Below are 17752 nucleotides of genomic sequence, written 5' to 3'. Positions count from 1 at the left end.
CCGACCCCCACCCGGACCTTCGGTCCGACCTCCCCACACGGGGTAAGTAAGGGCCCAGCGCCCTTCGCATCACGCAAAGAACAAAAAACCCGCAATCAGGAAAACCGGGATCAGCACCAGGCCCGACCACGCCATGTAGCCGAAGAAGCCCGGCATCTTCACACCGCGGTGTCGGGCAATGGCGTAGACCATGAAGTTGGGTGCATTGCCGATATAGGTGTTGGCCCCCATGAACACCGCGCCGGCCGAGATCGCGGCCAGCGTCGAGGCCGCCTCCGTCATCAGGTGCCGCGCGTCGCCGCCTGCGAGTTCGAAGAACACCAGATAGGTCGGCGCATTGTCGAGGAAGGACGACAGCCCGCCGGTCAGCCAGAAATAGGCGAGATCATTGGGCTGCCCGGTGGGTGACGTCACCAGCGCGACCAGCGGCGCCAGCGCGCCGTCATGGCCGGCGCGAAGGATGGCAATGACCGGCACGATGCAGATGAAGATGCCAGCAAACAGTTTCGCCACCTCCGCGATCGGGCCCCAGGTGAAGCCGTTGGCCTCGCGATGGCTCTTGAGTGACACGACAAGCGACAGTCCGGCGAGCCCCAGGATAATGGCGTCGCGCGCCAGGTTCTGCAGTTCGAGGCTCACGCCCAGCACTGAAAAGCTCACGCCCGGCTTCCACGCTGCCGACAGCAGGATCGCGGCAATGACGCCGGCCAGCAGCGGCAGATTGGCCAGGCCGCGAAGGCGCACCTTCGTATCCGGCGTCGGATCCTTGATCTTCGGCGCGCCGCCTTCACGGCGATGCAGCATGATGTCGATGGCCAGGAAGACAAGCAGCACCAGGCCGCCGGTAAACAGCGTCTCGCGCCAGAGGTTCGCCGACGTCCAGAAGAAGTCGACGCCGCGCAGGAAGCCGACGAACAATGGCGGGTCGCCCAAGGGCGTCAACGAGCCGCCGATGTTGGACACCAGGAAGATGAAGAAGATGACGACATGGGCGTTGAACTGCCGGTTGTCGTTGGCGCGCAGCATCGGCCGGATCAGGATCATCGAGGCGCCGGTGGTGCCGATCACCGAGGCCAGCATCGCCCCGACGAGCAGCAGCCCGGCATTGACCAGCGGCGTGCCATGGATGTTGCCGGCGACAAGGATGCCGCCCGAAATGGTGTAGAGCGCGAACAGCAGGATAATGAAGGACATGTATTCGGTGAGCAGCGTGTGCAGCACGGCTTCACCGGCTACCGGAACGCCGAATGCAACCATCAGCGGGATGACCGCCAGCGCTGCCCAGCCGGCGGCGATCTTGCCGTAATGATGCTCCCAGACATAGTGGAACAGCAGCGGTCCGGTGGCGATCGAGAGCAGCAGGCCGGCGAAAGGCAGCGCCCACCACAGCGACATGGCAGCATCGGGCAGGCCGCGGGCCTCGGCCGCGAAGGCCATTTGCGGAGACACAGCGGAAGCGAGTACACCTGCCGCGAAAGCCTTCCCCAACTGTGTGCAGCCCCCTCGATGCGTCACGATCCAGTCACTCCGAGATCGGGTCTTCGAGCTTCACCCCGGCATCGCGCATCCTCTTCAGCATCGCCTCGACCGAACCGTTTAGATCGATGCCGCGGCACGCGTCGAGCCGCACCGTCGTCTTGAAGCCTTGCTTGACCGCGTCGAGGGCCGAAAAGGCAACGCAGAAGTCGGTCGCCAGGCCAACCAGGGTCACACTGTCGATGCTGCGCTCCTTGAGGTAGCCGGCGAGCCCCGTCGGCGTCTTGTGGTCGTTCTCGAAGAAGGCGGAGTAGCTGTCGATATCAGGGCGAAATCCCTTGCGGATCACCAGCTCGGCCTTGGTCCAGGCGAGCCCCGAGTGAAAATCCGAGCCGAGGCTGCCCTGGATGCAATGGTCCGGCCACAGCGTCTGCGGCCCATAGGGCATCTCGATCGCGCTAAAGGGCTGCGCCCCCGGATGGCTGGAGGCAAAGCTCGAATGTCCGGCCGGGTGCCAGTCCTGCGTCAGCACGACATGCTCGGCATGCCGAATCAGATCGTTGACCAGCGGCACGATTTCGTCGCCGCCGGCAACCGCCAGTGCGCCGCCGGGGCAGAAGTCGTTTTGCAGGTCGATGACAACAAGCGCTTCGTCGGCCATGGCGCCTCTCCTCTTCTACGTCTCGAACGGGGGATCGAGTGAAATACGCCGCTGATGCGACCGGATGCTGAAACTTGACCGGATGGCCGCCTGCGTCAACCTCTGCAAGCGTAAGAAATGCTTGGCGGCCGGGTTCCCTTAAACTCCGGCTTTGACAATTTCCGCCAGCTTGATATCATTTGCATACGAATGAATTTGGCCTGATCAGACACTGGCGGGTTCGGGAAGTCCCCACCTTTGAAGGCCCCAATGGGAAGGCCGATTTTTTTGGAAGGCAAAGCGTGATCCGTTACGCGAAACCCACCACGCTCGACGAGGCGCTCGCTCTGCTGGGCGAGGGCGCCTGGCGCGTGCTTGCCGGCGGCACCGATTTCTATCCAGCGCAGGGCGCCAAACCGTTCCGCGACAATGTTCTCGATATTAACGGCCTGCACTCGCTGCGCGGCATTGCCGAGACCGAAACCCATTGGGTTTTGGGCGCCCGCACCACCTGGACCGACCTTGTCCGCCATCCATTGCCGGCGGCTTTCGATGCGCTGAAGCAGGCCGCGCGCGAAGTGGGCTCCCTGCAGATCCAGAATGTCGCCTCGATCGCCGGCAATCTCTGCAATGCTTCGCCTGCCGCCGATGGCGTTCCGGGACTGCTGGTGCTGGACGCCGAGGTCGAGCTGCGCTCTGCAGCCGGGACGCGTCATCTGCCGCTGCAGGAGTTCATTCTCGGCAACCGCCGCACCGCGCTGCTACCGGGCGAGCTGGTTACCGCCATCCGGGTGCCGAAGCCCAGGGCCACCGGCACGTCGGCCTTCGTCAAGCTCGGTGCGCGGCGCTACCTCGTCATCTCCATCGCCATGGTGGCGGCGCGCCTCGTTGCCGAGGATGGCATGGTCATGGAAGCCGCTGTCGCGGTCGGGTCCTGCTCGGCCGTGGCCAAGCGGCTCGCCGCTGTCGAAGCCGTGCTGGTGGGCAAGCCTGTCGGCCCGGCACTCGCCGATGCGCTCCTGTCCGCGCCGATGGCCGAGCTCTCGCCGATTGCCGACGTGCGCGGCAGCGCCGAATACCGGCTCGACGCAGCGCGCGAGCTTGTCGCCCGCGCCGTGCTGAGGGCTTGCGGACTGACGAACGACAACAGCATGGTGGCGGCATGAGCCACTCCGAGATGATTGAAGCCCTGCCCGACCTCGTGCCGGGCGTCGGCCTCGATCGCGCCGAGATCGCCTTCGCCGTCAATGGCGCCGCCGTCTCGGTCAATGTGCCGCCGCTGCGCCGTCTGTCGCAGGTTTTGCGCGACGAATTGCAGCTGACGGGCACCAAGGTTGGCTGCGATGCCGGCGATTGCGGCGCCTGCACGGTGCTGGTCGACGGCGACGCCGTCTGCGCCTGCCTGATGCCGGCGGCCTCCGCAGCCGGGACGTCCGTAACGACCGTCGAAGGCCTCGCCAATGGCCGGCTCTCGGCTCTGCAGGCGTCCTTCCTGGCACATGGCGCCGCGCAATGCGGCATCTGCACGCCGGCGCTGCTGGTCGCGGCAACGGCGCTGGTGGATGGCACGCCGAATCCGACCGAGACCGAGGTGCAGGATGCGCTGGGTGGCATCCTGTGCCGTTGCACCGGGTACAGAAAGATCATTGCGGCAGTGATGGATGCGGGACGGTTCGAGACGTCGACCGACGGCGCTGCCCCTCATCCGCCTGCCGGCACCTTCACCCCGTATAGTGACGGGGAGAAGGGAAGTGCTCCAGCGCCGACGCTCCCCTCTCCCCGTTCTTCACGGGAAGAGGGTAAGGGTGAGGGGCAGCGCCAACGTCATTCGTTGGAATTCAACTTTGAACGTAGAATGCCAACCACAGGGAATGCTGTAGGCGCCTCCCCGGTCCGGCTCGACGGCGTGCCAAAAGTCACCGGCGCTGAAAAATTCGGCGCCGATGCCTTTCCCGCCGATGCGCTGGCCGTGCTGGTGGTCCGCTCGCCGCATTATCATGCCGGCTTCGCCTTCGGCGACCTGGAGGGCTGGGTGAAGTCGCATCCCGGCATCGCCGGCGTCTTCACCGCCGCCGACATTCCGGGAAAAAACTGTTTCGGCGTCATCGGTCCGTTTGCCGACCAGCCGGCGCTGGCCGAAGGCTTTGCGCGGCTGCGCGGCGAGGCAGTGGCGCTGGTCGCCGGCGAGCGCGAGGCCATGCTCGATCTCGACCTCCAGGATTTCCCGGTCCGCTGGACCGAGCTGCCGCATTTTCTGCAGCCCGGCGACGCGCAGGCAGAAGGGGCGGCGCTCATCCACGCGAACCGCCCGGCCAATTTGTTGACCAAGGGCTTTGTCGAGCGCGGCGACCCCGAGGCGGCGCTTGGCGAGGCTGCCTTCACAGTGTCCGGTGCCATCGACACCTCCTATGTCGAGCACGCCTATATCGAGCCGGAAGCCGGCCATGCCTACATGGACGGCGACACGCTGGTCGTCGTCGCCTGCACCCAGGCCCCTACATGGATCGCGACGAAACGGCGAAGGTGCTCGGTCTTGCCGTCGACAAGGTGCGCATCGTGCCGACCGCGACCGGCGGCGGCTTCGGCTCGAAACTGGACGTTTCATTGCAGCCGCTCATCGGCCTTGTGGCACTGAAAACCGGCCGGCCGGCGGCGCTTGCCTACACCCGCACCGAATCGATGATGTCGACCACCAAGCGCCACCCCGCCGAGATGAAGGCGACGATCGGCACTGACGCCGAGGGCCATGTCACCGGCATGATCTTTTCCGGCGATTTCAACACCGGCGCCTATGCCAGCTGGGGCCCGACCGTCGCCAACCGCGTGCCGGTGCATGCCTCCGGTCCCTATGCGACGCCGAATTACCGCGCCGAAGGCCGCGCCATCCACACCCACGGGCCGATTTCCGGCGCCTTCCGCGGCTTCGGCGTGCCGCAGGCGACGATCATGCAGGAGACGCTCTATGATGAGCTCGCCGGCAAGCTGGGCATGGACCGGCTCGATTTTCGGCTGAAGAACTGCCTTCGGAACGGATCCGAAACGGTTACCGGACAGCGACTGGAGTCGGGCGTCGGCATATTCGAGTGCCTCGACTCCTTGCGGCCGCATTGGGCTCGCGCGAAGGCCGACGCAGATACATTCAACAATGCCAATACGAGCAAAAAGCGCGGCGTCGGCATCGCGTCCTGCTGGTATGGCTGCGGCAACACCTCGCTGCCCAATCCGTCGACCATCCGGGTCGGTATCTCGCCAGAGGGGGAGGTCATCCTGCATCAGGGCGCCGTCGATATCGGCCAGGGCTCCAACACCGTCATTGCCCAGATCTGCGCCGACGCACTTGACCTGCCGCTGGAAAAATTCAAGCTGAGAAGCGCCGACACCGCGATCAGCCCGGACGCCGGCAAAACATCGGCCTCGCGCCAGACTTTTGTCACCGGCAAGGCGGCCGAGAAGGCCGGCCGCGCCTTGCGCGAAAAGATCCTGCGTTTTGCCAATGTCTCGGAGAACGCGAGCCTGCAATTGGACGGCCCGGCGATCGTCATTCGCGAGGGCGAAGCCACTCGGCGCATCGATCTCGCCGCCCTCGATGTCGATGCGGACGGCTACGTCTTCCGCGCCGAGGAAACCTACGACCCGCCGACGCTGCCGCTCGACGCCAAGGGCCAGGGCAAGCCTTACGCCGTCTATGGCTATGGCGCGCAGATCGCCGAACTGGAGGTCGATCTCAAGCTTGGCACCGTGAAGCTGCTGAAAATCACCGCCGCGCACGATGTAGGCAAGGCTATCAACCCGCTGCTGGTCGAAGGCCAGATCGAAGGCGGCATCGCGCAAGGCATCGGCATGGCGCTGATGGAGGAATACATCCCCGGCCGCACCGAGAATCTGCACGACTATCTCATCCCGACCATCGGCGACGTGCCGCCAATCGAGCACATATTGATCGAGGTTCCCGATCCCGAGGGGCCGTTCGGCGCCAAGGGCCTGGGCGAGCATGTGCTGATCCCGACCGCACCCGCCATCCTCAACGCCATCCGCCACGCCACCGGCGTGCTCATCACCAAGGTTCCGGCGACGCCGGCGCGCATCCGCGCTGCTATCCGCGAAAAAGATGGCATCCGCGACAAGGAGGCACGCCGATGAGCGAGCTTGCCGAACGCTTCGAAACCCACGATCCCGGCGAAAAGCTGGTGGCGGAAAAGATCCGCTGCGATGCCTGTCCGGTCATGTGCTACATCGCCGATGGCCGCACCGGCGCCTGCGACCGCTACGGCAATGTCGGTGGCCGCATCGTGCGTATGGACCCGCTGACCATCCTGGACCATGCGGCGGAGACCGGCGCCGCGGTCGTGCCCTTCACCGCCGAGGGCGAGCAATGGGACGGCGAACTGGTCAACACCGGCCGCCGCTTCGTCACTGCGATCGGCGCCGGCACCACCTATCCCGACTACAAGCCGGCCCCCTTCATCGTCAGCCAGGAGGTCGAGGGCGTCGATCTGGTGACCGTGGTCACCGAAGGCATTTTTTCGTACTGCGGCGTCAAGGTGAAGATCGACACCGACCGTCATCTCGGCCCCGAAACGGCAATCGTGCGCGCGCAAGGCGAGGCGATCGGCCACGTCACGACAGGCGAATATGGCTCGCAGATGCTGTCGCTCGGCGGCGTGCATCATTTGACCGGCGGCTCCAAGGCCGAAGGCCGGGCAACCTGTGACGCGATGCTCAGTCTGTGCAATCGCAAGCCGGTCGAACTGACCATCGATGGCGGCGCCACCATCACCGTCGAAGCCGGCAAACCACCTGTCATCGACGGCAAGCAGGAACACCGCATGCGGGTCGGCTGCGGCTCGGCCACCATCGGCATGTTCGCCACGCAATGGCGCGGCCTTGTCGACGAGGTGGTGGTGGTCGACGACCATATCACCGGCGTCGTCTCCGAGCATCAGGCCGGCAAGGTGCTGGGCTGGCAGGATACCGGCATCAAGATCATCGGCCGCCGCTCGACGCCGGGCCGCTATTTCAAGGTCTCCGAGCCCGGCCTCGGCTGGGGCGGCACCTCGATTTCCGATCCGCTGTCGATCCTCGGCGAGTGGAATGTCAACAAGGGCGCCCGCCCCGGCCTGTCGCTGCTGATGGTGTCGACCACCGGCGAACAGTTCGCCTATTACGAACTCGACGACGAGTTGAAGCCGGTCCAAAAACCGTTCCCGGAACGGCTGCAGAAGTCGGTCGGCCTGATCGAGGACAATTGCGAGCCGGCGCTCTGCACCGTGCTGTTCATTGGCGGCGCCGGCGGTTCGCTGCGCGCCGGCGTCACCGAAAACCCGGTCAATCTCACCCGCTCGGTGCAGGGCTTGAATACCTATGTTACCGTTGGCGGCGCGCCGGTCTATGTCTGGCCGGGCGGCGGCATCACGCTGATGGTCGACGTCATGCGCGTGCCGGAAGGCGCCTTCGGCTATGTGCCGACGCCGGCGCTGGTGGCGCCGATCGAATTCACGCTACGCCGCGACGACTATGTCCGGCTGGGCGGCTACGAGGCCGAGATACGCAGCGTCGAGGATATCGTTGCCAGGGGCGGCGAATATCTCAACCCGCGTCGCGGCTCAGGCGCTGAGGCTCAAAATCCATGGCCGCCGCTGGCGCAGTTGCGCCGCGTCGGCTCGAACGGGGCCTCTTGATGCAAGGCCCGCAAGTCCACTGGCTGCAGGACGGCAAGCGGCTGCACCTCAACCACGGGCCGATCGACCTGATCGTCGAGGCCTTTGGTGAGGCGGCTGAGTGTCGTGCCGCCTACGATCAGGCGATCGAGCGCTTCCAGACGATCCTGATCGAGTTGGTCGAGGAGCTTCCCGAATTGCGGCTGCCGGCATTTTTCCTGGCGCCGCGCACCTTCGCCGGCCCGACCGCGCGGCGCATGGAAGCAGCCGTCATGCCGTTGGCGGAATGCTTCATCACGCCGATGGCCGCCGTCGCGGGATCGGTAGCCGACGAAATGCTCTCGGCATTGCTTGCCGGTCGCAAGCTCGACCGGGCCTATGTCAACAATGGCGGCGACAGCGCCCTCCATATCGGCAAGGGCCAGTCGATGAACCTGGCGATCGCCGGCACCGGCAACGGCATGGCCGACCGCCTCACCATTCGCTCGGCGGACGGCGTGCGCGGCGTCGCCACCAGCGGCTGGCGCGGCCGTTCGTTCTCGCTTGGCATTGCCGACGCCGTCACCGTGCTGGCGCACACCGGCGCCGAGGCCGATGCGGCCGCGACACTCATTGCCAACGCCGTCGACCTGCCCGGCAATCCCGCCATCAAGCGCATTCCCGCGCAGGACTTGGCGCCCGACAGCGACCTCGGTGCACGGCTGGTGACACAAGCCGTCGGCATCCTCGCGCGTGGCGATGTGGAGCGGGCGCTGGACAATGGCCTTGCCGTCGCCGAAGATTTTCGCCGGCGCGGCCTGATTGCCGCATCGGCGCTGTTTCTAGGTGGGGAAGCGCGCATCAGTGGTTCCATGGCGCTTGCCGCGCCCAACAAAAATCCAGGGAAGGAAGTTGCCCATGCCTGAGTTTCCGATCCGCAAGATCGCGGTTCTGACCGAAGAGATCTTTCACGATGGCGGGCCGGTCGCTGCTCTGCCGCGCCGCCGCGCTGCAGCCGTGGCCCTGGTGAAGAACCCGTTCGCCGGCCGCTACGTCGAAGAACTGCAGAGCGCTATGGACGATCTGAAGCCGCTCGGCCTGCTGCTCACCGACAAGCTCATTGCCGCATTGGGCGGCGACATCAAGCAGATCGACGCCTACGGCAAGGGCACCATCGTCGGTTCGTCAGGGGAGCTGGAGCACGGCGCGCTGTGGCATGTGCCGGGCGGTTACGCCATGCGCGAGCGGCTGGGCGACGCCAAGGCGATCGTGCCGTCGGCAACCAAGGTCGGCGCCTTCGGCTCGCGGCTCGACGTGCCGCTCGGCCACACCAACGCCGCCTATGTGCGTAGCCATTTCGACGCCATGGAGGTCGGTCTCAGCGACGGGCCGCGCGCCGACGAAATCCTGTTCTGCCTCGCCATGAGCTGCGGCCCCCGCGTGCACGACCGCATGGGCGGCCTGGCGGTCGGCGACATCAAGGCCTGGGACGGCTTGCGATGAGCGGCGGGGACAATCTTCTCAAGCTCGTCGAGGCCGAAGAGCCCGACGAACATGACTACCGCCTGCAGGAGCAGGTCGGCTTCATCCTGCGCAAGGCGCATCAGCGCCATGTCTCGATCTTTGCCGCCCAGATCAGCGACCTGACGCCGCCGCAATTTGCAGCACTCGCCAAACTGCACGATGTCGGCGAGACCTCGCAGAACCAGCTCGGCACGCTGATTGCCATGGACGCGGCGACGGTCAAGGGCGTCATCGACCGACTGAAAGCGCGCGGCCTGGTCGACCTGACCAAGCATGAGGTCGACAAAAGGCGCCTGCTGGTCAGTCTCACGCCCCGGGGACGCGAGGCGATCGAGCGGCTGATCCCGCTGGCCCGCGCCATCACCCAGGAAACGCTGGCGCCGCTGACCGCCAAGGAGGCCGCTACGTTTATGCGGCTGCTGGCGAAACTCGCCTAGGCGCGCAGTCTCGTGCCTTCTGGATCGAAGAACGGCATCGGCGCCACCACCGCGCGTGTCCGCTTGCCGTCAATGTCGATGCTGAGTTCGGTCCCGATGGCGGTGAACGGCAGCCGCAAATGCGCCGTCGCCAGAACTTTGCCTAAGGAATAGCCGTGATCGCTGTAGGTGACGACGCCGGCATCCTCGCCGTCGGCGAAAACCCTGGCATCCGTCGCGGCCGGCTTGTCACCGTCGAGAATCAGCCCGGTCCAGCGTTCGTCGAGCCCCTTGTCGCGAATTGTGCGCAATGCCTCGCGGCCGATGAACTCGCCCTTGTCGAACTTGATCCAGCGATCGAGCCCGACATGGAAGGGCGTACGGCTCTCGTCCATGTCGATGCCATGCGCCGGATAGGCCTTTTCCAGCCCGAGCGTGAACATGGCCAGCACGCCGTATGGCTTCAGGCCGAAATCGCTACCGGTCCGCATCAGCGCGTCCCAGACGGAAGTGGCCTCGTCCGCCGGCACGAACAGTTCGAAGCCGAGCTCGCCGGTCACCCCGGTGCGTGAGATCAGGACTTTGGTCTCGCCGACGCGCCCTGAAGTGAACGCCCAGCGTTTCAACTCATCGAGATCGGCATCCGAAACCAGTGCTTTCAGCAGCTCGCGTGAACGCGGCCCCTGTATCGTCGGAAAGGCGACGGCCGCCGTGATGTCGGTGACATAGGCCTTTCGCGCTTCAGCATGATGCTGCAGCCAGGGCAGCATCTTCAGCCGGTTGACCGAACCGGTCACCAGCATGAAATGCTCCGATCCCAGCCGGAACACGGTGAGGTCGTCCATGATGCCGCCATCGTCGCGGCAGACGGTGGAATAGCGCACCTGGCCGGGGCTCATCGCGGCCGCATCGTTGACGATGATGTGGTTGACCAGCGCCTCGGCTTCCGCCCCCTTGATGTCCATCTTGCCCATGGTGCTGAGATCCTGCACGCCGACATTCTTGCGCGTGTTCAGGTGCTCGTCGGCAATGCCGGAGTAAGTTTTGGCCGAGACGAAATCGCCGCCGACCCGGCCCATCGTGGCGCCGAGGCCAACGATGCTGGTGTAGAAAGGGGAGCGCCGCTCAACCAAGAAACTTCTCCGTCATCTCATGAAAACGGCAGCGCCTGATGGCGCTGCCGAGGTAGGAGCGGTGAAGGGGTTAACTTCCGTAGACGTCGAACAAGAAGTATTTGTCGTTGATTTCCTTGTACTTGCCGTTGGCACGCAGGGCGTCGATGGCGGCATTGAACTTGTCGGCCAGTTCCTTGTTGCCCTTTTGCAGGGCGATGCCGACGCCGGGTCCATGAATGGCCGGATCGGCGGCCAGCGTGCCGAGCAATTTGCAGCAGGCGCCATCGGGCTTCTTCAGCCATTCGGTCAGGATGATCGAGCCGTCCATCATCGCGTCCAGCCGGCCATTGGCCATGTCGGTGCGGGCGTCGTCGCCGGTCGGATAGGCCTTGACGGTCGAGCCGGAGTATTTCTTCTCGGCGAAATTCTGGTGGATGGTGGCGCTCTGCACACCCAGCACCTTGCCCTTCAGATCGTCAGGCGACGTGCCTGCAATGGTCGAATCCTTCGGCACGGCGATGGCCGGTGGCGTCTGGTAATATTTGTGGGTGAACTCGACCTTCTCGGCCCGTTCCGGCGTGATGGTGATGTTGATGATGGCGTCGAACTTGCCGGCCTGCAGCGCCGGAATGGAACCATCGAAATCCTGTACGGAGAATTCGCACTCGGCCTTCATCTCGGCACACAGCGCCTTGCCGAGGTCGATGTCGAAGCCGCCCAGCGTGCCGTCCGAATTGGCATAGTTGAAGGGCGGATAGGCGCCCTCGGTCCCGATCCTGAGTTTCTCGGCGGAGGCAGCACCGGTCCCAAGCAGCAGGGCGGCGGAAGCGGCAAGCACGAAACGACCGAAAAGACGCATGTTCCTGATCTCCGTTGACTAAGCAATTCCAGGGAAGGTGTTGGCGGTTTCCCGTCCGGAATTGCGCGAAAACAAGGATAGAAGTCTATGGTCTTTTGCAGGCCCCACGGAGACGGAAACGACATGCTCTGCGGCGATCACGGCGTGGCAAGCCGTCCTTCCCCAGGAATCTTACTGTGATCTAAATTACAGACCGATCATGGACATGGGCGCATGCTCAGCTGGAAGTAGACGGTCGTGGGAGGGACCTGGGGATGGACCAGCAGGAATTCGTGCAGGAAGCCGCGCAGCGGCGCATAGACGACGACATCGCCAAGCGCATCAGGGTTCACCAGGCCAACATCGAGCGGCTCGAAACCGCAAGGGAAAGTGCCGGCAATCTCGAGGCGGCCGTCGCCAACCGGCCGCTGGTGATGCTGGCGCAGGGCGATTCCTGGTTCGACTATCCGCTCACCGGGAACGGATTTCCGTTCGTCGACACCGATGTGATCGCGCAGCTGCGCCGCATCGGCTCGATGCCGCCGACCATCCTCAACCTTGCCCATCATGGCGATGCGGCGACCGACGAGATGTCGCTGCCCAAGCAGCAGCGCATGATCGCCGCCCTGCGCAACAAGGCCAACTGGCTGGACGGCAAGCCCGATGCCATCCTGTTCTCTGCCGGTGGCAACGACATTGCCGGCGACCAGTTCTGCATCTTCCTCGACTTCAATGACGGCCACGCCCCCGGGCTGAACAAGAACCGCTTCACCAAGGCGCTCGGCATGGTCGAGGCCTGCTATCTCGATTTGTTCGCGCTGCGCGACCGCGTCGCGCCAGGCGTGCCGATCTTTGGCCATTGCTATGATTTTCCGATCCCGAACGGAGCGCATCCGTCCTGTGTCGGCCCGTGGCTGAAACCGTCGCTCGATTTCTGCAACTGGACGGTCGCCAAGGGCACGGTCATCGTTCACGACGCGCTGGCGGCGTTCCGCGATGTGGTGAAGCGCCTGGCCGACGATCCCAACAACAATTTCCATCTGGTCGACACGCAGGGAACGTTGAAGGTGGCCGACTGGGCCAACGAACTGCATCCCGATCCCGCCGGCTTCAAGAAGATCGCGCAAAAATTCGCCGATGCGCTGAAGGCCAAGCTGCAGACCTGACGCGGCTCGGGCCTGTCGGCTGTCAGGTTCCGAACAGCTCTTTGGCTTGTTCAACGGTGTAGTAACCAAGCCTGATGTCTTCGGCGACCAGTTTCGGGTCGCGCTCACGCGGATCACCATAGCCGCCGCCCCGGGCGTGCCGACCCTCACGCGGTCGCCGGCCTTGAGCGCGATGTCCTGTTCCTTGGACAGATGCGGCGGCACATGTGCCTCGCCGTCGCGGAACACGGTCACCGTGTTCACCGCGCCGTCCTTGCCGCCGAGCGCGCCTTGCGGGCCGAAACGGCCATGGTCCATGACGAAGGACGCGCGCGCCTCTCCTCGCAATATCTCGACCTCATAGGCGAGGCCGAAGCCGCCGCGCTGCTTGCCGGCGCCGCCCGAGCCTTCGCGCAAGGCATAGTGGCGGTAGAGAACCGGAAAGGCCTGCTCCATGATCTCGACCGGCGGCGATTTCGAAATGCCGATGGTCGAGCAGCCATTGGTCAGGCCGTCATGGCCGGAATTGCCGCCATAGCCGCCGCCGGAGATCTGATACATCACATAGTCGCGGCCGCGCGCCGGATCGTTGCCGCCCAGCGCGAAATTGCCGCTGGAGCCGGCGGGCGCGGCCGTCACCTTTTCCGGCAGCGCCTGCACCATCGCCGCGAACACCGCCTCGGCGATGCGCTGCGAGACTTCAGCCGCACAGCCGGAGACGGGACGCGGGTATTTGGCGTCGAGGAACGTGCCTTCCGGCCGCTTGACGATCAGCGGCTCGAAAGCGCCGGCGCTGATCGGCACATCAGGGAAAATATGGCGCATGGCGAGATAGACCGACGACAATGTCGTCGCCAGCACGCTGTTCATCGGCCCGGCACAGGGTTTTGACGAACCTGTGAAATCGAAGGTCAGCGTATCGCCCTTCTTCTCCACCGCGAGCGCGATGGTCAGCGGCTCGTTGACCACGCCGTCCGAGTCGACAAAGGCCTTCGAGCTGTAGGTGCCGTCGGGAATGGCGGAGATGTTGGCGCGCATCTGCTCGGCGGCGCGGCGACGCAGTTCGGCGATCGCCCCGACGACGGTTTCGTCCCCGTAACGATCGAGGATTCCATTGAGCCGGTCCTGACCGATCAACAGTGCCGCGGCTTGCGCCCTTATATCGCCGATGCGCTGGTCGGCGACGCGGATGTTGGAGCAGATGATGGCGTAGATTTCGGTGTCGAGCACGCCCTTCTTGAACAGCTTGACCGGCGGCAGCCGCAGGCCTTCCTGCTCGACGGCTGTGGCGGAGGCGGAGAAGCCGCCCGGCACCGAGCCACCGATATCGGGCCAGTGGCCGGTATTCGATAGCCAGCAAAATATCTTGCCGTCGCGGTAGACTGGCATGGCGAAGCGCACGTCCATGAGATGCGTGCCGCCGAGATAGGGATCGTTGACGATGTAGATGTCGCCCGGCTCAGGCGGCAGGCAACGGCCGTCGGCGATCATCTCGATCACCGTTTTGGTCGAATACTGCATGACGCCGACGAACACCGGCAGGCCCTGGCTGCCTTGTGCGATCAACGAACCATCGACGGCCGAGTAGATGCCGTCGGAGCGGTCATTGGCCTCGGCGATGACAGGCGAGAAGGCAGCGCGGGAGAAAGTGAGATCCATCTCGTCGCAGACCTGCTGCAAGGCTGCCTGCAGGACCGAAAGCGTGATGGCGTCGAGCTTTTGCATCTCAGGCCTCGCCAATGTCGATGATGATGTTGCCGTCGGCGTCCGATCTTGCGCGGTCGCCGGGTTCGAGCACGGTGGTGGCGTCCATCTGTTCGAGGATCGCCGGCCCTTGGATAACGGCATCGAGCGGCAATTTTTCGCGTGCGTATATCGGCGTATCGTGCCAGCGTCCGGCATACCAGACCGGCCTTGTCTCGCGCAGCGCCTCGTCTAGCGTCTTTGTACGTCCGGCCGGGTCGATCAGCCGTGACAGGTCGATTGCCGGCCGCACGCCCGTCACCGACGTGTTGAGGTTGACCAGATTGGCGCGGATCTCCGGCAACTCGACCTTGAAGCGGGCGAAATAGGCTTTTTCGAACAGCGCCTGCAACTCCTGCCTTGTCACCGATGAAGACGGCAGCGCCACGTTGATGATGTGGGTCTGGCCGACGAACTGCATGTCGGCAGAGTGCGTAACGCGGATCGTTTCCGGCTTCACCGCTTCCTTGCCGATCAGTTCCTCGCCTTCCCCGCGGTGACGTTCCAGCACCTCGCGAAGCCGGGCTTCATCAAGCACGGCGACCGGCTGGTTGATGGTGTTGACGAAGTCATGGCGCAGATCGGCCACGACGCAGCCGAGCGCGTTGGTGATGCCCGGACGGGCCGGCACCAGCACGCGGGGCAGGCCGAGTTCGCGCGCCAGCGCGGTTGCATGCAGCGGCCCGGCGCCGCCGAAGGCGAACAGCGCGAAATCACGCGGATCATGGCCGCGCGACACCGAGACCATGCGGATGGCGCCGGCCATTTTCATGTTGCCGAGCCGCAGGATTGCACCCGCCGCCTCGACGCCGGAGAGGCCGGTGGCCTTGCCTATTCTGTCTTCGAAGATGCCGGTGACGCGCTCGACGGTGACCGGATTTTCGACCGCCAGCAGTTTTTTCGGCGCCAGCCGTCCCAGCACCAGATTGGCATCGGTGATGGTCGGCTCCAAGCCGCCGCGGCCGTAGCAGATCGGACCGGGATTGGCGCCGGCACTTTCCGGGCCGATCTGGATCAGGCCGGCCGCATCAACGCGCGCGATCGAGCCGCCGCCGGCGCCGACCGTATGCACCGCCACCATCGGCACATGGATCGGCATCGCATATTCGATCTCGATCTCGTTGGAGACCGCCGGCTCGGCGTTGCGGATCAGCGCCACATCGGTCGAGGTGCCGCCCATGTCGTAGGTGACGAGGTTTTCAAAGCCGGCGCGCTTGCCCGTATAGGCGGCCGCGATGACACCCGAAGCCGGGCCTGACATCACGGTCTTGGCCGACTCGCGCGTGACGAAGCGGGCCGAGATCATGCCGCCATTGCCGTTCATGATCAGGAAGTCGCGGGCATAGCCCTTGGCAGCCAATTCCTTGCGCAGCCGCTCGACATAACGCTCGAGGATCGGCTGCACCGAGGCGTTCACCGCGGCGGTCACGCCGCGCTCGAATTCGCGGGCTTCCGACAGCAGCGCATGGCCAGTCGTGATGTAGCCGTTCGGCCAAAGCTCGGCGGCGATTTCGGCCGCGCGCCGCTCATGCGAAGGGTTGGCGTAGGAATGCAGGAAATGGATGACCAGGGACTCGCAGCCGGCCCCGATCAGCGTCTTCACGGCGTCGCGCATCTCGGCCTCGTCGAGCGGCGTGCGCACCGCGCCCGACGCCTCGACGCGCTCCGACACTTCGAGCCGGAGATCGCGCGGGATGATCGGAACGAAGCTTCCGGTCATGCCGTAGGGCTGCGGCCGTGTGCGGCGGCCAAGCTCGATCACGTCGCGAAAACCGCGCGTGGTGATCATGCCGGTTTTCGCCAGCCTGCGTTCCAGCACCGCATTGGTGGTGGTGGTCGTGCCATGCACGATGAGGTCGATGCCGTCTATGGCAAAGCCTGTGGCGCCCAGCGCTGAAACCACGCCGAACGCCTGGTTGTCGACCGTCGTCGGCGTCTTGGCGATATGCACCTTTCCGCCGTCATTTCCGTCGATCAAAATGAGGTCGGTGAAGGTTCCGCCAACATCGATGCCGGCAACGACGTCGCCTGCGGAATCCGGCTGCTTCACCGAAAAATTCTCTTTCATTGTCGAAATCCGAAATGGCGGAACTACGAATATGCCGCAGTTTGGAAAGCTGTTTTAGCGTGGTATCTTGACACAAATATCGTTTGTATACTAATAAATTTGGGACACAAGAGCTCACTGCTTTGGAGTGTGTGAACGGCTCGCCGGGACCTGAATGGTCTGGGCGCGCAGGAAACGGTTTGGCGCCCGCACAGGCGTGGGCAAGACAGAGTTGGATCGATGAACACCACATCCGCACTCAACACCGCCGGCGCCCGTCCGCTGCAGTTCCCGATTCCGGCCAATGTCTATGCCGAAACCGTCGTCTCGGTGAAGCATTACACCGACCGCCTGTTCTCGTTCCGCATCACCCGCCCGCAGTCGTTGCGCTTCCGCTCCGGCGAGTTCGTCATGATCGGTCTGCCCAATGCCGAAAAGCCGGTGTACCGCGCCTATTCGGTCGCCAGCCCGGCCTGGGACGAGGAGCTGGAATTCTTCTCGATCAAGGTGCCGGATGGTCCGCTGACCTCCGAACTGCAGAAGATCCAGGTCGGCGACACCGTCATCATGCGCCAGAAGTCGACCGGCACGCTGGTTGTCGACGCGCTGACCCCGGCAAAGCGCCTGTTCATGATCTCGACCGGCACCGGCATCGCGCCCTTCGCCAGCCTTCTGCGCGACCCCGATACCTACGAAAAATTCGATCAGGTCATCCTGACCCACACCTGCCGCGACAATGCCGAACTGACCTATGGCCAGGAACTGGTGGCCGCGCTCGAGAACGATCCCCTGATCGGCGAACTGACCGGCGGCCGCGTCACCCTCTACAATTCGACGACCCGCGAAGAATCGGCGCGCATGGGCCGCATCACGGCGCTGATCGGCTCGGGCAAGTTCTACGCCGACCTCGGCATCGAGAAGCTCAATCCGGAGACGGACCGCATCATGATCTGCGGCTCGATGCATATGCTGAAGGACGTCAAGGAAATGGCCGAAGGCCTCGGCTTCCATGAGGGCTCGCTCAGCCATCCCTCGACCTTCGTCGTCGAGCGCGCTTTCGTCGGCTGACATCAGCAGGCGCCTCGGCGCCTGCTTCTCGATTGGAATTTTGACCATGCGGTCAAAATTCAGCTGCTTTCGCCGCCTTTTTCCGCTATGACCGCTTGAAGGAC

General features: G+C 64.4%; 13 protein-coding genes and 3 pseudogenes. 10 read left to right on the top strand and 6 right to left on the bottom strand.

Translation table 11 applies throughout. The features are described from left to right. Nucleotides 1–69 precede the first annotated feature (69 nt). Both NKL04_RS23525 and pncA read right to left on the bottom strand, forming a co-directional pair. Nucleotides 70–1437 (bottom strand): sodium:proton antiporter, encoded by a 1368-nt coding sequence (locus NKL04_RS23525; protein WP_050593543.1) that lies wholly within the window; start codon nt 1435–1437, stop codon nt 70–72. Between the two features lie 85 nt (nt 1438–1522). After that, nucleotides 1523–2137, bottom strand: a complete 615-nt coding sequence (gene pncA, locus NKL04_RS23520; RefSeq protein WP_023683560.1) for a bifunctional nicotinamidase/pyrazinamidase — start codon at nt 2135–2137, stop codon at nt 1523–1525. A 281-nt stretch (nt 2138–2418) separates the two neighbouring features. Here pncA and NKL04_RS23515 point away from each other — a divergent pair, with 281 nt between their 5' ends. From NKL04_RS23515 to NKL04_RS23480, 8 genes and pseudogenes are all read left to right on the top strand, one after another. Beyond that, a complete protein-coding gene (locus tag NKL04_RS23515; protein WP_023683559.1) occupies nt 2419–3282 on the top strand; it encodes an FAD binding domain-containing protein in 864 nt (287 codons plus the stop codon). Nucleotides 3283–3293: 11 nt separating this feature from the next. Continuing rightward, nucleotides 3294–3782: pseudogene (locus NKL04_RS23510) on the top strand ((2Fe-2S)-binding protein); the annotation flags it as partial. After that, a pseudogene (locus NKL04_RS23505) lies at nt 3774–5074 on the top strand (xanthine dehydrogenase family protein molybdopterin-binding subunit); the annotation flags it as partial. The pseudogenes NKL04_RS23510 and NKL04_RS23505, both read left to right, overlap by 9 nt. Beyond that, entirely contained in the window at nt 5063–6256 is a 1194-nt protein-coding gene (locus NKL04_RS23500) for a xanthine dehydrogenase family protein molybdopterin-binding subunit (RefSeq protein ID WP_352724921.1), read from the top strand. The pseudogene NKL04_RS23505 and the gene NKL04_RS23500, both read left to right, overlap by 12 nt. Continuing rightward, nucleotides 6253–7794 (top strand): hypothetical protein, encoded by a 1542-nt coding sequence (locus tag NKL04_RS23495; RefSeq protein WP_023700434.1) that lies wholly within the window; start codon nt 6253–6255, stop codon nt 7792–7794. Before NKL04_RS23500 ends, NKL04_RS23495 begins: the two co-directional genes overlap by 4 nt. Then, a complete protein-coding gene (locus NKL04_RS23490) occupies nt 7794–8678 on the top strand; it encodes a UPF0280 family protein (protein ID WP_023700433.1) in 885 nt (294 codons plus the stop codon). The genes NKL04_RS23495 and NKL04_RS23490 overlap by 1 nt, the downstream gene beginning before the upstream one ends. After that, nucleotides 8671–9255 carry an amino acid synthesis family protein gene (locus NKL04_RS23485; RefSeq protein ID WP_023683555.1) on the top strand — a complete coding sequence of 195 codons (585 nt, stop codon included), beginning with the start codon at nt 8671–8673 and terminating at the stop codon, nt 9253–9255. Before NKL04_RS23490 ends, NKL04_RS23485 begins: the two co-directional genes overlap by 8 nt. Then, nucleotides 9252–9713, top strand: a complete 462-nt coding sequence (locus tag NKL04_RS23480; protein ID WP_023700432.1) for a MarR family winged helix-turn-helix transcriptional regulator — start codon at nt 9252–9254, stop codon at nt 9711–9713. The genes NKL04_RS23485 and NKL04_RS23480 overlap by 4 nt, the downstream gene beginning before the upstream one ends. On the opposite strand, the gene NKL04_RS23475 is transcribed toward NKL04_RS23480, so the two are convergent. Together NKL04_RS23475 and NKL04_RS23470 are read right to left on the bottom strand one after the other, a co-directional pair. Beyond that, nucleotides 9710–10825: an aminomethyl transferase family protein gene (locus NKL04_RS23475; protein WP_023700431.1), complete on the bottom strand. Its 1116-nt coding sequence runs from the start codon at nt 10823–10825 to the stop codon at nt 9710–9712. The two genes, NKL04_RS23480 and NKL04_RS23475, sit on opposite strands and share 4 nt — an antisense overlap. Nucleotides 10826–10895: 70 nt before the next feature. Then, nucleotides 10896–11666 carry an ABC transporter substrate-binding protein gene (locus tag NKL04_RS23470; RefSeq protein ID WP_023700430.1) on the bottom strand — a complete coding sequence of 257 codons (771 nt, stop codon included), beginning with the start codon at nt 11664–11666 and terminating at the stop codon, nt 10896–10898. Nucleotides 11667–11920: 254 nt separating this feature from the next. On the opposite strand from NKL04_RS23470, the gene NKL04_RS23465 reads away from it, so the two are divergent. Continuing rightward, nucleotides 11921–12811: an SGNH/GDSL hydrolase family protein gene (locus NKL04_RS23465; RefSeq protein WP_023689203.1), complete on the top strand. Its 891-nt coding sequence runs from the start codon at nt 11921–11923 to the stop codon at nt 12809–12811. A gap of 22 nt (nt 12812–12833) precedes the next feature. Here NKL04_RS23465 and NKL04_RS23460 read toward each other — a convergent pair. Both NKL04_RS23460 and NKL04_RS23455 read right to left on the bottom strand, forming a co-directional pair. Next, nucleotides 12834–14515: pseudogene (locus NKL04_RS23460) on the bottom strand (hydantoinase B/oxoprolinase family protein). 1 nt (nt 14516) lies between these two features. Next, entirely contained in the window at nt 14517–16601 is a 2085-nt protein-coding gene (locus NKL04_RS23455; protein WP_023700428.1) for a hydantoinase/oxoprolinase family protein, read from the bottom strand. Between the two features lie 219 nt (nt 16602–16820). On the opposite strand from NKL04_RS23455, the gene NKL04_RS23450 reads away from it, so the two are divergent. Then, nucleotides 16821–17648, top strand: coding sequence for a ferredoxin--NADP reductase (locus tag NKL04_RS23450; RefSeq protein WP_023700427.1), 828 nt, complete (start codon nt 16821–16823; stop codon nt 17646–17648). Nucleotides 17649–17752: the final 104 nt, after the last annotated feature.

The sequence above is a fragment of the Mesorhizobium sp. C264A genome (assembly GCF_040324515.1).
Lineage (GTDB): Bacteria > Pseudomonadota > Alphaproteobacteria > Rhizobiales > Rhizobiaceae > Mesorhizobium.
Note: the sequence above shows the minus strand (reverse complement) of the source record. Positions and strands in the feature narration are given on the sequence as shown.

Coding starts and splice junctions, on each gene's coding strand:
- NKL04_RS23480 (WP_023700432.1), top strand. CDS start 9,252: ATGAGCGGCGGGGACAATCTTCTCAAGCTCGTCGAGGCCGAAGAGCCC.
- pncA (WP_023683560.1), bottom strand. CDS start 2,137: ATGGCCGACGAAGCGCTTGTTGTCATCGACCTGCAAAACGACTTCTGC.
- NKL04_RS23450 (WP_023700427.1), top strand. CDS start 16,821: ATGAACACCACATCCGCACTCAACACCGCCGGCGCCCGTCCGCTGCAG.
- NKL04_RS23470 (WP_023700430.1), bottom strand. CDS start 11,666: ATGCGTCTTTTCGGTCGTTTCGTGCTTGCCGCTTCCGCCGCCCTGCTG.
- NKL04_RS23525 (WP_050593543.1), bottom strand. CDS start 1,437: ATGGCCTTCGCGGCCGAGGCCCGCGGCCTGCCCGATGCTGCCATGTCG.
- NKL04_RS23465 (WP_023689203.1), top strand. CDS start 11,921: ATGGACCAGCAGGAATTCGTGCAGGAAGCCGCGCAGCGGCGCATAGAC.
- NKL04_RS23495 (WP_023700434.1), top strand. CDS start 6,253: ATGAGCGAGCTTGCCGAACGCTTCGAAACCCACGATCCCGGCGAAAAG.
- NKL04_RS23485 (WP_023683555.1), top strand. CDS start 8,671: ATGCCTGAGTTTCCGATCCGCAAGATCGCGGTTCTGACCGAAGAGATC.
- NKL04_RS23490 (WP_023700433.1), top strand. CDS start 7,794: ATGCAAGGCCCGCAAGTCCACTGGCTGCAGGACGGCAAGCGGCTGCAC.
- NKL04_RS23455 (WP_023700428.1), bottom strand. CDS start 16,601: ATGAAAGAGAATTTTTCGGTGAAGCAGCCGGATTCCGCAGGCGACGTC.
- NKL04_RS23500 (WP_352724921.1), top strand. CDS start 5,063: ATGCAGGAGACGCTCTATGATGAGCTCGCCGGCAAGCTGGGCATGGAC.